This window comes from Bradyrhizobium sp. 604_D8_N2_3 (assembly GCF_051810765.1).
Lineage (GTDB): Bacteria > Pseudomonadota > Alphaproteobacteria > Rhizobiales > Xanthobacteraceae > Bradyrhizobium > Bradyrhizobium barranii.
The window spans coordinates 775,418-790,667 of record NZ_JBPWPM010000001.1; the positions used below are offsets into that span (position 1 = coordinate 775,418).

14 protein-coding genes and 1 pseudogene are annotated in these 15,250 nt (G+C 64.4%); 10 read left to right on the forward strand and 5 right to left on the reverse strand.

The window, feature by feature from the left end:
• Positions 1-5: 5 nt before the first annotated feature.
• From AB7245_RS03685 to AB7245_RS03700, 4 genes are all read right to left on the reverse strand, one after another.
• On the reverse strand, positions 6-1,739 hold the full coding sequence (locus tag AB7245_RS03685) for an ABC transporter permease (RefSeq protein ID WP_354130258.1): 1,734 nt from the start codon (positions 1,737-1,739) through the stop codon (positions 6-8).
• Between the two features lie 28 nt (positions 1,740-1,767).
• The gene (locus tag AB7245_RS03690) at positions 1,768-3,735 is read right to left on the reverse strand and encodes a carbohydrate porin (protein WP_439033893.1); all 1,968 of its coding nucleotides are present in this window, start codon (positions 3,733-3,735) and stop codon (positions 1,768-1,770) included.
• 396 nt (positions 3,736-4,131) lie between these two features.
• Positions 4,132-4,407, reverse strand: coding sequence for a hypothetical protein (locus tag AB7245_RS03695; RefSeq protein WP_354097903.1), 276 nt, complete (start codon positions 4,405-4,407; stop codon positions 4,132-4,134).
• Positions 4,408-4,534: 127 nt separating this feature from the next.
• Positions 4,535-5,341 (reverse strand): creatininase family protein, encoded by an 807-nt coding sequence (locus AB7245_RS03700; RefSeq protein ID WP_063980697.1) that lies wholly within the window; start codon positions 5,339-5,341, stop codon positions 4,535-4,537.
• 139 nt (positions 5,342-5,480) lie between these two features.
• On the opposite strand from AB7245_RS03700, the gene AB7245_RS03705 reads away from it, so the two are divergent.
• The 7 genes from AB7245_RS03705 to AB7245_RS03735 all read left to right on the forward strand — a co-directional run bounded on the left by AB7245_RS03705 (position 5,481) and on the right by AB7245_RS03735 (position 11,746).
• Positions 5,481-6,503 (forward strand): ABC transporter substrate-binding protein, encoded by a 1,023-nt coding sequence (locus AB7245_RS03705; RefSeq protein WP_085402695.1) that lies wholly within the window; start codon positions 5,481-5,483, stop codon positions 6,501-6,503.
• 10 nt (positions 6,504-6,513) lie between these two features.
• On the forward strand, positions 6,514-7,329 hold the full coding sequence (locus AB7245_RS03710) for an ABC transporter ATP-binding protein (RefSeq protein WP_085402678.1): 816 nt from the start codon (positions 6,514-6,516) through the stop codon (positions 7,327-7,329).
• Positions 7,326-8,144 (forward strand): ABC transporter permease, encoded by an 819-nt coding sequence (locus AB7245_RS03715; protein WP_085402677.1) that lies wholly within the window; start codon positions 7,326-7,328, stop codon positions 8,142-8,144. Before AB7245_RS03710 ends, AB7245_RS03715 begins: the two co-directional genes overlap by 4 nt.
• Complete coding sequence (locus AB7245_RS03720) at positions 8,144-9,133, forward strand: 2-hydroxyacid dehydrogenase (RefSeq protein ID WP_085402676.1); 990 nt, start codon at positions 8,144-8,146, stop codon at positions 9,131-9,133. The genes AB7245_RS03715 and AB7245_RS03720 overlap by 1 nt, the downstream gene beginning before the upstream one ends.
• A complete protein-coding gene (locus AB7245_RS03725) occupies positions 9,133-9,825 on the forward strand; it encodes an AprI/Inh family metalloprotease inhibitor (protein ID WP_085402675.1) in 693 nt (230 codons plus the stop codon). The genes AB7245_RS03720 and AB7245_RS03725 overlap by 1 nt, the downstream gene beginning before the upstream one ends.
• A 99-nt stretch (positions 9,826-9,924) precedes the next feature.
• Entirely contained in the window at positions 9,925-10,332 is a 408-nt protein-coding gene (locus AB7245_RS03730; RefSeq protein WP_085402674.1) for a YciI family protein, read from the forward strand.
• A gap of 133 nt (positions 10,333-10,465) precedes the next feature.
• Complete coding sequence (locus tag AB7245_RS03735) at positions 10,466-11,746, forward strand: RNA polymerase sigma factor (protein WP_085402673.1); 1,281 nt, start codon at positions 10,466-10,468, stop codon at positions 11,744-11,746.
• A 14-nt stretch (positions 11,747-11,760) separates the two neighbouring features.
• Here AB7245_RS03735 and AB7245_RS03740 read toward each other — a convergent pair whose 3' ends face one another.
• Positions 11,761-13,149, reverse strand: a complete 1,389-nt coding sequence (locus AB7245_RS03740) for a peptidoglycan-binding protein (protein ID WP_085402672.1) — start codon at positions 13,147-13,149, stop codon at positions 11,761-11,763.
• 268 nt (positions 13,150-13,417) lie between these two features.
• Here AB7245_RS03740 and AB7245_RS03745 point away from each other — a divergent pair.
• The 3 genes and pseudogenes from AB7245_RS03745 to AB7245_RS03755 all read left to right on the forward strand — a co-directional run bounded on the left by AB7245_RS03745 (position 13,418) and on the right by AB7245_RS03755 (position 15,245).
• Positions 13,418-13,791 (forward strand): annotated as a pseudogene (locus AB7245_RS03745) (hypothetical protein).
• 164 nt (positions 13,792-13,955) lie between these two features.
• The gene (locus AB7245_RS03750) at positions 13,956-14,276 is read left to right on the forward strand and encodes a hypothetical protein (RefSeq protein ID WP_063980706.1); all 321 of its coding nucleotides are present in this window, start codon (positions 13,956-13,958) and stop codon (positions 14,274-14,276) included.
• A gap of 105 nt (positions 14,277-14,381) precedes the next feature.
• A complete protein-coding gene (locus AB7245_RS03755) occupies positions 14,382-15,245 on the forward strand; it encodes a hypothetical protein (RefSeq protein WP_244623292.1) in 864 nt (287 codons plus the stop codon).
• The last annotated feature ends 5 nt before the right edge of the window (positions 15,246-15,250 follow it).

Consider the following 15,250-nt stretch of genomic DNA (forward strand, 5'->3'; position numbering starts at 1 on the left):
CCTCGTCAGCCGAGCCGCAGGCGACGCTCGCCGAAGGCATAGAGCGGCCGCCAGACCAGACGATTGAACAACGTCACCAGAATGCACATCGTGGCAATTCCGAGCACGACGCGCGGGAAGTCACCGGCTTCCGTGGCGGAAGCAATATAGGCACCGAGCCCGGTGGCCTTCAGATGCGTGTCGCCCCAGCTTGCGACCTCCGCGACGATCGACGCATTCCAGGAGCCGCCGGACGCGGTGATCGCGCCGGTGATGTAATAAGGAAAGACGCCGGGCAGTATCACCTTGAACCACCATCGCCATCCCCCGAGATGGAAGCTGCCGGCGGCTTCGCGCAGATCGGTCGGAAAGGCGCTCGCGCCCGCGATCACGTTGAACAGGATGTACCACTGCGTGCCCAGGATCATCAGCGGGCTCAGCCAGATGTCTGGATTGAGCTTGAAGCTGACAATGGCGACGACAAAGACGGGGAAGGCGAGATTGGCCGGGAAGGCCGCCAGAAACTGGGCCAGCGGCTGGATTCGTTCGGCGAGCTTCGGGCGAAGCCCGATCCACACGCCAACCGGCACCCAGATCAGTGTGGCGAGGGTGATCAGGATGGCGACGCGCAACAACGTGATGAGCCCGTCCCTGATGACGACGAGAACGTCGGACATTCCGAGACTGGCCGAGAGATAGCGATAGGTCAGCCAGGCGGCATATGCCGTGCCGGCGAGGATCAATGCGATCCAGACCGTATCGACGAGGCGTGACGTCTGGTCTTTACCTGGTGCCGCGGGCGGCAGCTTTGGCAGCGGAATGCGCAAGTTCGAGATCGCGCGGTTCAGCGCCGCGAAAGGAAGGGTCAGCGCACGCAGCGCCCGAGTCCGGCGGAACAGGTCGAGCATCCAGGAGGCCGGCGCCTCGCCTGAGGCGGTCTGCTCGAAGCGGAATTTGTCGGCCCAGGCGACGATGGGGCGGAACAGCAGCTGATCATAGGCGATGATCACGAGCAGCATCGCCAGCATGGCGTAGAGGATCGCCGGCAAATCCTGCTGCTGAATTGCCATCGCGACATAGGAGCCGATGCCCGGCAGCGTCACCGTGGTGTTGCCGACCGTGATCGCCTCCGAGGCCACCACGAAGAACCAGCCGCCCGACATCGACATCATCGCGTTCCAGATCAGGCCGGGCATCGCGAAGGGGACGTCGAGGCGCCAGAAGCGCTGCCAGCCGGACAAATGGAAGCTTTGCGTGGCCTCTTCCAGATCCTTCGGAACGTTGCGGATCGACTGGTACAGGCTGAACGTCATGTTCCAGGCCTGGCTGGTGAAGATCGCGAACACCGAGGCGAGCTCGGCGCCGAGCACCTGCCCCGGAAACAAATTCATGAAGAACACGACGGTGAAGGTGAGGAAGCCCAGGATCGGGACGGATTGCAAAATATCCAGCAGCGGGATCATCACCAATTCGGCTCGCCGGCTCTTGGCTGCGATCGCCGCGTAGATGAAGGTGAAGACCGTCGAACAGACGATGGCGAGCAGCATCCGCAAGACGGTGCGCAAGGCATAAAGCGGAAGGTTTGCCGGATCGAGCGTGACCGGTGCGCGCTCGAGCTCGGACAGCGGCGCCGTGGTCTGCTCGCCGCCATAGACGATCAGGACCATGGCGCCGATCACGAGGATCAGCGCCGCGACATCCCAGACATTGGGGAGTAGCGCCCGGCCGATCGCGGCCGTGCGGATATCTCTCGGCTTCATAGGCCCGCCCTTGGGCTGGAATTTTGGGCTAGAACTCTGCGTGCAGGCGGCCCGAGAAGATCGAGACCGGCCCGCGGTCGGCGTTATAGGCCGGGTTTGTGATCAATTGATAGTCCGCGGTCAGCGTGACGTTCTTGTTCACCGAATAGGCATAGTAGGCCTCAAGGATGCGCTCCTTGCGGTAGTTGAGAGCGCCGTCGCCGATGAGAACACCGAGGCCGCCGGCGGCCAGGAAGTCGCGATAATCCTGCGAGATGGCATTGACCGCGCCGCCGATGCCGACGACGTCGTCAGGCCGGCCCCATTTCGTGCCCTTGATCGACAGTCCGCCGGCCAGGCTGCTGTTGATGTCGGTGAAGGCGAGTGTTTCGGTCTTGCCGTCGTTCCAGCTCCAGCGGCCGAACAGCCCGATATCTTCTGTGATCGCCTGCTCGAGGTTGACGACGTAGCCGACCTTGAGGCGGCCGCGGCGGGTCTGCGCGATGTCGAGATTGAGCGCAGGATTGTCCAGCGTCTCGCGGAAGCTGCCCATGTTGGCGCTGTCGACCCAGCCCATGGTCCTGAGCTTGCCAGGTTGGCCGAGCAGCGAGAACCGCGTCTCCAGCTCGATCGCGTACTGACCGCGTTCCCCGACCCTGGTGTCGAAATGATTCGAATTGGACTCCGCGACCATCAGGAAATAGCCGCCGCGCAGCGCCCATTGCTTCTGGTTGAGCTCGGCGGTGACGCCATAGGTGAGACCGACCTTGTCGGCGGAATAGTCGAAGGCGCCCGGCGCCCACAGCGACCAGTTCATGAAATCCTTGCGGGTGTCCTTGGCAAAGGCATTGCCGTCGAACACGTCGATCACCGCGAACTTGCCGGCCTGCACCGTGAGCCTGGACACGTCGACCTTTTGCCCAAGCTGCAACTGGCCGCTCGCGAGCTCTTCCTGCTCGCCGCCAAAGCCGAACGTCTGGCGCACGAACAGCCGCGAGGTGTTGTAATGCGGATAGGGGAAGTTCGATTTCTGCGCTTCGCCGTTGGGAAAGCCTGCCGCGCCCACCGTGTCGTTCAGTCCAAATCCCTGGAGCAGTTCGGGATTGTAATAGACCTCGCCGCCGTCCCACAGCCGCGCGTTCAGGAACAGGCTGTTGCTCCAGGTCGCCTTGGCCTGGGTTGAAGGCGAGAGCGAGTTTGTTCCGCTGTAGAGAGCGGGGAACGACGGATAGCCTTGCGGCAGATAAGTGCTCTGACCGTGAATCTCCCAGCGATCCGATTCCGTGTCGATCAGGGAGCTCTTCGGATTGTAGCTCGGCATGCCCGGCCAATCGATCTTGCGGTTGAGCCCGAGCCTGATCGACTGGAAGTCGAGCGACGAGGAGGTGTATTGGGCCCCCGTGGAGAAGGCGACGTTGGCGCCGTCGAAGCGGCTATAGAGATATTCGAGCCGTGCGCTCCAATGCGGCGCGAAGCCGTATTCGATGCCGGCACCCGCGATCCAGCCGGGCCGCGTGTTCAGGATTTTCGGGACGTCGCCCGCGGCCGGCGTGTCGAAATAGCGCTCGCCCATCCACGCAAAGCCGCCGGTGGCATAGACGAGCCATGGACCGCTGGTGTAGCCGACGCGGCCGCGCAGGCTGGCGGTGTAGTCCCACTGCTGGATGACCGTGTTGGCAGGTGTCGCGAGGAAGGAAACGATCGAGTTGGAGGTGATGTAATTGGGAAACGAAAAATCGCCTTCGACGCCGACGAGCCAGCCGGAGTTGAGCCGGTAGTTGTAGCCGGCCTGCACGCCGCCGATCATGCCGCTGAAGACGCCGCTGCCGTTGATCGCGGTGCCGTCGTTCAGCGCGAAGCTGGACGAGCCACGGCTGTAGCCGGCATGCGCGCCGATATAGAGGCCGGTCCAGTCATAGACCGCTTTCAGCGCCGGCGCCTTCAGCGGCAGATCGGCCGCGTGTACGGCGGCGGGAAAAGCCAGCACGCCCGAGGCAATCGCCGCGGCCGTTCGCAAATACCGGTGCCGGTGACCTCTCAACTTCAAAACGCACGCCCCCAAACGCGAATGTGTCCTATTCGCCGCGATATCCCTGCAGATTCGCGGCGACCCTGTCACGAAGTCTTGGTTGTTCACGCGATCGGACCAGACGATCCCGATTCGACGCGATTTCTTCCCAAGCCCCTGTGCTTGTTACAAACCTTATTGCGATTAATTCGCAATAGCAACTGGCACGGATTGCCGCAGGGGATGGTTCGCACTCTTGTGTGACGGAGCTGCAACAAATTCTCAGGTCCAAAATGAATGACCCGCCCGGGGGGACAGCCGGGCGGGTCGGGGGCACGACACGGGGTGGATGAGGCGCCCGTGTCGAACGCGGGATCCACGTGAGATCGGCCTCAGGTACTCAAATCAGTAGCAAGTACGAACGCGGCCGACGTACTGGCCGAAGGCGTTGTACTGGGCGACCCAGCCGCAGCGGTGATAGCCGTAGTAATAGGGGTCGTTGCTGGCGGCGATCGCGGAGCCGACGACGGCGGCGGTGGCGATGCCGGCACCCACACCCCAGACCCAGCCGGGCTGCTTGGCTTCGGCCGAAGAGGTGGTGGACACGATGCTGCCGGTGACGGCGAGGGCAGCGAGTGCGACGGCGGCAATCCTGGTCTTGATCGACATGTGAAACTCCATCCGGGTTGAGGCGGTCCGTTGTGGCCCGCGTGCCCAGTTGGACGGAGGCTTGCCGCGTCCGGTTCGAATCCAGCAAAAGTGAGCGTGCAGATCGGCTGTTTCCCGAATGATTCCAGTCGGATGCGAGCTAGCCGAGAGGCCCTTTGGCGAGCCTCTTCACGTCGAAGTTATCGACCTCGGCCAGCAGCTCGCAAAAGGCGCGCGCACCCTGATCGACGAGCTGCACACCCTTCTCGGGGACAGCCAGCGTCGCATTGCCGATCGCGCCGCTCGTGTGGAGATCCTGCGCCTGCCAGGCGAACGGTGCGGGCCGCTGCGTCGACAGCCAGCGATACTGCTTTTCCATGGCGATGCTGCTCGCGGGAAAATCCGCGATCGCATCCTTGCGCACCTGATCGGGATAGCGCGCCAGCATGATCGAGGTCTCGACCGCGCCGCCATGGATGCCGTGGCGCACTTCATCCGCCGGGAACAGTTTCTCCGCGCCCGACAGCCGCGACCACGACGTCGTCACCACAAAGAGCTTGCGATGCGCGCGAAGATCCTGCGCGACCAGCATCATTGCCGCGCTGTTGCCGCCATGGCTGGTGATGATGACGAGCTTCTTCAAGCCGCGCCGCGCGACGTCCTCGCCGATTGCGGTCCATCGCTTCAGCGCCACCTCGGTCGGCAGCGTCTGCGTGCCCGGAAAGTCGATATGCTCGGTGGAAATCCCGACCGGTTCAACGGGCAGGAACGTCGCCGGAACATTTGCGGGCAACAGCTCGCGCACGCGCGCGAGATACGCGTCCGCGATCAGCACGTCGGTCTCGAGCGGCAGATGCGGGCCGTGCTGCTCGGTCGCCGCCAGCGGCAGCACCGCGATCCGGCGCGACACGTCTGCAAGGCTCCCATCGGCCCAGTTGATGTCGATCCAGTCGCGGGACGGCGTCATCGTGGTTTCTTTGCCCGAATTTGTCGCGTATTTTGGGGTTATCAGGGGACGCGGGCCTGGCCGGCTCGCGTCCCCGAACTTCATGCGGTTCTATCGCGTTGCCCTCACATCGGCCAGCCACGATCGACGGAGTGCCATCATGACCCCCTCTCATCTGCGGCGAGCGTTAACGGCGAGCTTGATGGCCGCTTTCGTCTCTCTCGCGCCGGTGCGTGCAGAGACGCTGGACAAGGTCACCTTCGGCACGAACTGGGTCGCCGAGGCGGAGCATGGCGGTTTCTTCCAGGCGGTCGCCGACGGCACCTACAAGAAATACGGGCTCGACGTCACCATCGTTCCCGGCGGTCCGAACGAGAACAACCGGATGCTGCTGATCGCCGGCAAGATCGATTTCTTCATGGCCGCGAACACGCTGATGTCGTTCGACGCGGTGGCGAATAACGTCCCCGTCGTCACCATCGCAGCGGTCTTCCAGAAGGATCCGCAGGTGATGCTGACGCAGCCGGACGCCAAGGTCGCCAAGATCGAGGATCTCAAGCCGCTGACTTTGTTCGTCTCCAAGGAGGGCATGACCAGCTACTTCCAGTGGCTGAAGTCCGAATACGGCTTCAACGAGAAGAACGTCCGTCCCTACAATTTCAATCCGCAGCCCTTCATCGCCAACCCCAAGAGCGCGATGCAGGGCTACGTCACCTCCGAACCCTTCGCGGTCGAGAAGGCCGCCGGCTTCAAGCCGAATGTGCTGCTGCTCGCCGATTACGGCTTCAACACCTATTCGACCCTGATCGAGACCCGCCGCGACATGGTCGAGAAGAAGCCGGACCTGGTGCAGCGCTTCGTCGATGCCTCCATGGTCGGCTGGTACAATTACATCTACCGCGACAATTCCGCGGGCAATGCCATGATCAAGAAGCTCAACCCGGAGATGACCGACGAGCTGCTCGCCTATTCCGTCGCCAAGATGAAGGAATACGGCATCGTCGATTCCGGCGAGTCCTTGAAGAACGGCATCGGCGCGATGAGCGACGAGCGCTACACGTCCTTCTTCAACAAGATGGTGAAGGCCGGCGTCGTGAAGGCGGATCTCGACTTCCGCAAGTCCTATACGCTGCGCTTCGTCAACAAGGGCGTCGGCGTCGAGCTGCGCCCGAGCAAGCCGTAGCGCAAGGTCCATGTCATCCGTCAAAAGCTCGTCCGGGGTCGAGGCCGGACTGACGGCTCTCGCCGTCAGCCTGCGCGGCGTGACGAAGGCGTATGACAATGGCGTCATGGCGCTCGGCCCGCTCGACCTTGCCGTTCGCAAGGGCGAGTTCATCTCGCTGTTGGGCCCGTCCGGTTGCGGCAAGTCCACTGCGCTGCGCCTGATCGCAGAGCTCAGCGCGCCATCGTCCGGCATCGTGCGGGTGGCGCGCCACGAGGGCGATGTGCTGCCGGGGCATGGCATCGGCTTCGTGTTCCAGGAGCCGACGCTGATGCCCTGGACCAGCGTGCGCGAGAATGTGCGGCTGCCCTTGAGGCTCGCAGGCGTTCCGAAGGCGGAGGCGCGCGCGCGGGCAGATGAGGCATTGGCCAGCGTGGGTCTTGCCGATTTCGCCGATGCTTTCCCACGCGAGCTCTCCGGCGGCATGAAGATGCGAGTGTCGCTGGCGCGTGCGCTCGTCACCGACCCTGATATCCTCCTGATGGATGAGCCGTTCGCCGCGCTCGACGAGATCACGCGCTTTCGCCTCAACAACGACCTGCTCGCGCTGTGGCGAGCCCTGGGCAAGACCGTCATCTTCGTCACCCATTCGGTGTTCGAATCCGTCTACCTGTCGCAGCGGGTCGTGGTCATGACCGCGCGGCCCGGCCGCATCCAGGCCGATATCCGCATCGAGACGGTCGAGCCGCGCGGTGAGGAGTTTCGGACCTCGGCCGCCTATTCCAATTATTGCCGGAAAGTGTCGGCCGCGCTGGCGCCGTCCTATTCGGGAAAATCGATGCTATGAACGCGCAAGCTACCGTCACCGCAAAACCATCCGGCGCGCAACGCGCGATGCGCTTCGTGCTTCCCGTCATCGTGTTCGCAGCCGGACTCGCGGCCTGGGAACTGGTCGTCCGCATCAAGGACATCCCGCCTTACGTTCTGCCAGCACCCTCCGTCATCTTCCTGACCTTGATCAAGGACTGGGCGGTGCTGTCACAATCGCTCGCGACCACGCTGCTGACCACGCTCGAAGGTTTTGTCGCCGCCAGCATCGGCGGCATCGCGCTGGCGCTGCTGTTCAACCAGTCGAAATGGGTGGAATATTCGCTATTCCCCTATGCAATCGTCCTCCAGGTGACTCCTGTCATCGCGATTGCACCGCTGCTCCTGATCTATCTGGAGCAGCAGACCGCGGTCGTCGTCTGCGCCTTCATCGTTGCCTTTTTCCCGGTGCTGTCCAACACCACGCTCGGGCTGAATTCGGTCGATCGCAACCTTGCCGGCCTGTTCCAGCTCTATGGCGCCTCGCCGCCGCAAACCCTGCGCTTCCTGAAGCTGCCGGCGGCGCTGCCCTATATCCTCGGGGGCCTGCGCATTGCCGGCGGCCTGTCGCTGATTGGCGCGGTCGTGGCTGAGATTGCGGCCGGAACGGCCGGCGCAGGCTCCGGACTCGCCTACAGGATCGCCGAATCCGGCTATCGATTGAACATACCCCGCATGTTCGCAGCGCTGCTGCTGTTGTCGCTGGCCGGGATTGTCATCTATGGGGTGCTGGCGCTAGTTTCCCACCTCGTTTTACGGCGCTGGCACGAGAGCGCGCTTGGAAAGGAAAACTGATGACTACCGGTTCGATTTCGTCCGAAAAGATCGACCTTCTGATCTATGGGCCGGTGCGGCCAATTCTCGACAACGGCTTTTCCGATCATTTCGTCGTGCACAAGGCGGAGACCCGGGGCGATCTCGAGCGGCTGACACCGGCGATCCGCGAAAAAATCCGCGGCGTGGCGGTGACCTATCACACCGTGCGTGCCGACAGGGACTCGCTGTCGCAATTGCCCAAGATCGAGATGGTGGCGAGCTTCGGCGTCGGCTACGACCACGTCGACGCCAAATACGCGGCCGAGCACAACATCATCGTCACCAACACGCCCGACGTGCTGACCGAGGAGGTCGCCGACGTCGCGATGGGTCTTCTGATCTCCACCGTGCGTGAGTTCATCAAGGCCGACCGCTACGTCCGCTCCGGCCTCTGGCAGACGCAGAACTATCCGCTCAGCGTCGGCTCGCTGCGCGACCGCAAGGTCGGCATCGTCGGCATGGGCCGGATCGGCCAGGCCATCGCGCGCCGGCTCGATGCCTCGCTGGTGCCGGTGGTCTACCACTCCCGCAATCCGTCGAAGGACGTCTCCTACAAGCACTATCCCGATCTGATCGAGATGGCGAAGGCGGTGGACACGCTGATGGTGATCGTGCCCGGCGGCGCCTCGACCAACAAGATGATCAATGCCGAGGTGCTGAAGGCGCTCGGTCCGCGCGGCGTGCTGGTCAACGTGGCGCGCGGCTCGGTGGTCGACGAGGCGGCGCTGGTCCAGGCGCTGAAATCAGGCACCATCCTCGCCGCCGGTCTCGACGTGTTCGCGGCCGAGCCGAGCGTACCGGACGAGCTCAAGACCATGCAGAACGTCGTGCTGCTGCCGCATATCGGCTCGGCGTCGGTGGTGACGCGCAACGCGATGGATCAGCTCGTGGTCGACAACCTCAAGTCCTGGTTCGCCGGCAAGGCGCCGTTGACGCCGGTTGCGGAAACGCCGTTCAAGGGGCGCTGATGAGAGGTCTTCGGGTCGTTGCATTCGCCGTCGCGGCCTGCGTGGCCGCGATCGGCATCGCGCATGCGCAGGATGCGACGACCCTGAAGAAGACGATGCCCGGGCAGTGGGAGCTCTCGACCACCGAGCGCAGCAAGACCTGCGTCGTCACGATGAAGGGCGATGCCGCGGCGCAGGGTTTCAAGCTGGAGCTGGAGCCGGCCTGCAAGACCACGCTGCCCTTTACGAAGGATATCGTTGCCTGGAGCGTCAGGGGCCTCGACATCGTTCGTTTGCAGGACGCGACCGGTGAAGCCGTGATCGACTTCACCGAGGTCGAGGCCGGCATCTTCGAAGGCCTGCGGCAGGGCGAGGGCGTCTACATCCTCCAGGATCTCGCCGCCGCCCGCTCGATGGCCAAGTCGATGGACCAGATGATCGGCGACTGGTCGATGGTGCGCGGCAACGGCCAGCCGGTGTGCGGGCTGACGCTGACCAACACGGAAGCCGGCCCGGACAATTTCCAGGTCTTCGTCAAGCCGAAATGCGATCCGGCGATCGCTCAGTTCAATCCGGCGCAATGGCGGCTCGAGCGCGGCCAGATCGTCCTGATGTCGAAATCAGGCGAGGCCTGGCAGTTCGAGGCCGATGACAACGCGCAATGGCGGCGCGTCCCCGATACCGCCGATCCCCTGATCATGCTGCGGCAATAAATCTTCCGGTCGATGTCGATTTAGCCAAGGCTCAATCGTCACATCCATAGCGAGCCGGTTTGCAGCCGGAGCGGCTGCTGCTCGCCAAGGGAGTTTTTCATGCGCTTCATGTACATCGTCACCTCCAGCCAGCCGATGGCTGCCCCGAGCCCGGCGCTGATGGAGGCCATGCAGGACATATCCGAGCGGGAGATCAAGGCCGGTCGAATGATCGACAATGGCGGCCTGATGCCGCTTGCGACCGGCGCACGGGTGCGAATCGTCGACGGTGAGCTCAGCGTCATCGACGGCCCCTTCGTCGAGGCCAAGGAAGTGATCGGCGGCTATGCCATTTTCGAGCTGCGCGACAAGGCGGAAGCCGTGGCCATGGCGAAGGAATTCATGCAGCTGCACCTCGATCACATGCCGGGCTGGGAGGGGACCTGCGAATTACGGGCATTCGCCACGCCGGGCGTGGAGATCGCCTGCCAGGTCGACGCGCAGTCCAGGGTGGCTGCCCACGCCTGATGGACACCACCGCTCGTCCTGGAGCGTTTTCTCGCGAAGTGAATACCGTTTCGCGTCAAGAAAACGCGTCAAAACAAGAATCTAGAGCCCCGTTCCGATTCCATCGGAACGGAAAGGGCTCTGGTCGGCGGCGATGACGACCGCCGACATCGATCACGCGATCCGCGCCGCGATTCACGCAACCTGGCGCGTCGCGCAGCCACGGCTGATCGCCACGCTGTCGCGCATGCTGCGCGACGTGCCGCTGGCGGAGGAATTGACCCAGGACGCTCTGGTCGCAGCGCTGGAAGCGTGGCCGCACAGCGGGGTGCCGGACAATCCCGGCGCCTGGCTGGTTGCGACGGCCAAGCGCCGCGGGCTCGATCATCTGCGCCGGGCAAAGATGCTCACCCGCAAGCAGGACCTGCTGACGCACGAGCTGATGCAGGAGCAGGACGCGATGCCGGATTTCGACGCCGCCCTCGACGACGATATCGGTGACGAATGGTTGCGGCTGATCTTCACGGCCTGTCACCCGCTGCTGCCGCGGCAGGCCCGCGCGGCGCTGGCATTGCGCATGATCTGCGGCCTGACCACCGACGAGATCGCGCGCGCCTTCCTGGTCACGGAGGCAACCATCGCCCAGCGCATCGTCCGCGCCAAGCGCACGCTGTCGCGGTCGGGCCTGAGCTACGAGATCCCGGGCGGCGAGGCGCTTTCGGAGCGTCTCGCCTCGGTGCTCGAGGTCGTCTATCTCATATTCAACGAGGGCTATTCGGCCTCAGGCGGCGAGGAGTGGCTGCGGCCGCAGCTCTGCGACGAGGCTCTGCGCATGGGGCGGGTGCTGGTCGGGCTCGCGCCCCTCGAGCCCGAGGTCCACGGTCTGATGGCGCTGATGGAGCTGAATGCCGCGCGGAAGCAGGCGCGCACCGGCATCGATGGCGAGCCCATCCTGCTCATGGACCAGGACCGCAGGCTCTGGGACCGGCGCCAGATTGGTGGCGGCCTTCGCGCGCTCGATCGCGCGCGCGAGCTCGGTGGTGCCGGCCGGTTCTACACGCTGCAGGCCACGATCGTCGCGTGTCACGCGACGGCGGAGACGGCCGCTGCCACCGACTGGCGCCGCATTGCGGAACTCTATGGCCAGCTTGCGGCGCTGGTGCGCTCGCCGGTGATCGAGCTCAACCGGGCGGTCGCGCTTGGCATGGCCGAAGGGCCGCAGGCCGGTCTCGATCTCGTGGACATGATCGCTGACGAACCGGCGCTCGGGGCCTACCACCATCTCCATTCCGTCCGCGGCGACCTCCTGGAGAAGCTCGGCCGCTTCGCCGAGGCGCGATTATCGTTCGAGACCGCCGCACGTCTCGCGAACAATGCGCGCGAGCGCGTGTTGATGGAGCGGCGTGCGGCAGCTATTGCCAATGCCGACGGCTGAAGACGCAAACGGCTTTACGTCGTCGGCTTCGGCGGCGGCGCGGTGCCTTGCGCCCACTTCTCGAACTTGCCGAGCACGCCCCAGGCCGTGAGCGCCAGCGAGATCGGCATCGCGAACTGGCCGAGGCCCGGCACCGCCGATACGATCGTTCCGAGCAGTCCGGCAATACCGCCTGCATTCGGGCTCGCGGTCACCGAAGAGAGCAGCGCAGTGAGCACCGAGCCGCCGATGCCAAGTGCCGTCTTCTTGCCGTCGAGCAGCTTGCCGATGGTCTCGCCGAGCGCGCCGTTGACCTGGCCGAGCATGGGCTTGCCGTCCTTGTTGAGCAAGGTGCTGAGCAGGTCGACGACCTGCTTCAACTGATCGACGGGGGCCGGGTTGGTCGGACTGACCGGTCCTGGCACGGGCGCCGTCTTGTTGATGAGGGAGAAGAGCCGTTCGAACAGGCTGATCGGATCGTTGGTGGCGGGCAGCGTGTTGCCCGGTGTCGTCGTTCCCGGTGTTACGCCGCCGGCTGCCGGTCGCAGCAACTGTGCGAGGTCTTCCAGCCGCTTCAGGACCTTGGAAATATCGCCACTCGGCAGGGAGCCTCCCGCCTGCGTTGCACGCGTGAGCGCCGCGACCGTGGCCCCGTCGAGAAGCCCGGTATCCCTCAGGCCGTTCTGCTGCTGAAATTGCGAGACCGCGGCCCCGGTCTTCGGTCCACTGATGCCGTCCTCGACGAGCGGCGGATTGGCGCCGAGCTTGTTGAGCGCCTGCTGCATCAGAACAATCGTCGACGCGGCATCGTCCTCGGGCTCGGTGCGGCCGGCGAATTGCGGGCTACCGTCGAGGGTGATCGAGGAATCGAGCGACATCATCGCATGCAAGATCACCGCCGTGCCGAGCTGGGAATCGACGTGGTTCGAGTCGAACACGTGGTCGCGGACGAATTTGCCGGCCCTCGCCTCGGGCGGGCCGTACAGCGTCGAACCGCCATAGAGGTAGGGCGAATTGCAGCCCTTCGAGTGATAGCCGAAGCCGTTGAACGCCTCGAGCCGGAACAGCATCCGCGCGATGCCCCAGTCGTGGGCGCCGATGAAGTTCTCGATTCTGAACGCGTCCACGGCGCCGTCCACGAACGTGGTAAAGGGGCCGCGCCCCTTCGGAACGATGCTCGTCACGCGATGAAGCGTTTCGCCGTTGCCGAGATAGGTGTCGAAATCGAAGTTGGATTCGCGGTAGTGGCACAGCGCGGCAAAATACCAGGGGACTCCGGTCAGCCGCTCGATCTGCTGATAGGTCGCCTTGCCGTTGATCGCCTTGCGCGCGACTCCATTCGCGTCGGCGAGGCGGGAAGGCCGGATCTCGAGATTGGACCAATTCCGCTCGTACTCGCTTTTCAGATTCTCGAATGAGACCATCTTCCGCTCCCGAAAATTGATGAATTATCGAAATTTCGTGCAAGTCAGATATGGACGAGGCGCCGTGATAGGGGTGTGACTCCAACGGGATCTCCGGCAAATGTGGCAGGTTGCCGGCCCGGCGCATGTGAAATGGCTTACAGCCTGGGCGGGAAAATGTGCCGCAGGACGGGACCCGCGCCTTCGCCGGCGGCGCGACCCGCCAGTGGGGGAACCGGCAAGGTCGTTCGTCCGTTAGCATTTTAGATGATGCGGTAGGGAGCCCTGCATGGCCAAGCGCGTCCTCGCGATCGGCATCGAACCCGGCAGTGCGGATTACAGCGCATTCCGCAGCTCACGCCGGAGCTCGTGCGCCATTACATCGAAGCGCAATTGCTGCGCCTGCGTGATCTCGGCTACGAGGTCACGAGCTGCCTGATCGATCTCGACGCGACCGCCGAAGCCGGCGTCACGGCCGCACTGCGCGACGAGCGCTTCGACTGCATCGTGATCGGCGCGGGGCTGCGCGAGCCGAAAGAGCGCCCGCTGCTGTTCGAGAAGGTGCTCAACCTCGTCCATCAACTGGCGCCTGACGCCGCGATCTGCTTCAACTTCACGCCGGCCGACACCGCCGAGGCCGTGCAGCGCTGGATCTATCCCTGACGTCCGATTGGCCGGCCTGTGCGTCGCTCGCGGCATGGTTTGAGCCGTCTTCGCGCTGCGCCTCCGGCGCCATCGCGTAGGCGTCGCGAGCCGCGCTGCCGGCTATTTGTCTGGTCCGAATCCGCTTCCGGCGCTATGACTGGCTCATCACAGGGAGGGCGAGCATGCTTCGAGGTCTTCGCATTGGAAGTTTTGGAATCGCGGCATGTCTGACGGTCGCGATGGCGATGCCGGCGCATGAGGCTGCAGCCCAGGATGCCATCGGCGGTGCGATCATCGGCGGTGTCGGCGGGGCGATCCTCGGTGGTGCGCTCGGCGGAGGCCGCGGCGCCGCAATCGGCGCCGTCGTCGGTGCCGGCACGGGCGCTGCGATCGCTTCCGAGGGCGAGCGCCGCCGCTCCGGTTACTACGCCTATCAGCGCGGCTGTTATGTGCAGCGTCCCGACGGCTATTACGTCCGGGTCAGCCAACGCTATTGCTATTGATCGATCAACCGCCGGCGCCCACAGGATTGACGGCGCCCGGCAGTAGATTGGACGCGGAGGGGTGAGTATCGGCCGGCGAGCCGCTCTCCCGAGCTGGTGGTTCGCATGAGCATCCGATCTCGCATATGCCGGTGGCTGATCGCCGCGATCGTGGCCGGCGATCTCGTCGGAGCCGGGGCTGCCCGGGCGCAACAGATTCCAGCCGACGAACCCGCGTTTACGGCTTTCGTGGCCGAGCGTATCCGCGCCGAGATTCGTGACACCCCGGTCGTGATCAAGGGACCGCTGACGCTGTCGGTCGGTCCACTGCAAACCAACATCGACCGCATCTACGCCTTCTGCAAGGCCAATACGGGCGGCTGCGCCAGGGAGATCGGCGCCTATGTCAGCGGCGTCAAGGCAACGGCGAGCAGCCGGAACGATCCGCCGACCCGAGCAGCCCTTCGCGTGGTCGTGCGCTCGGCTGACTACATGCGGCAGGCGCTTCGGGAGGTCGATGCGCGCGGCCCGGCGCAGACGCGGCCCCTGGCAGAGGGGCTGGTGATCGTCCCGGTGCTGGACTCGCCGCGGGCGGTCAAGGTGTTCAACGACAAGGATCGTGCCGCGCTCGGCTTGACGCAGGACCAGGTCTTCGACATCGCCATCGCCAATCTGCGCAGCAGCGTGAAGCCGCTCACGACCGTTGCAAAAGCGGTCCCATCAGGACAGTTTGGCACGCTGACGGGGGACTATTATCAGACCAGCCGGCTCGCGCTGATCGACAGCTGGGCGCCGCTCGCGCAGGCCCAGGGCGGTGTCCTGATCGTCGCGGCGCCGTCGGCCGATCTCGTGCTCTATGCAAGCGAAGACGGCAGTGCCGCGATCGACGCGCTGCGGACGCTGGCCCGGAACATGATGGCGCGCGCCCCGAAGCCGCTGTCCGGCACGCTGCTGCGCTGGACGCCGAAGGGATGGCAACTCGTCCGGTGAGATGC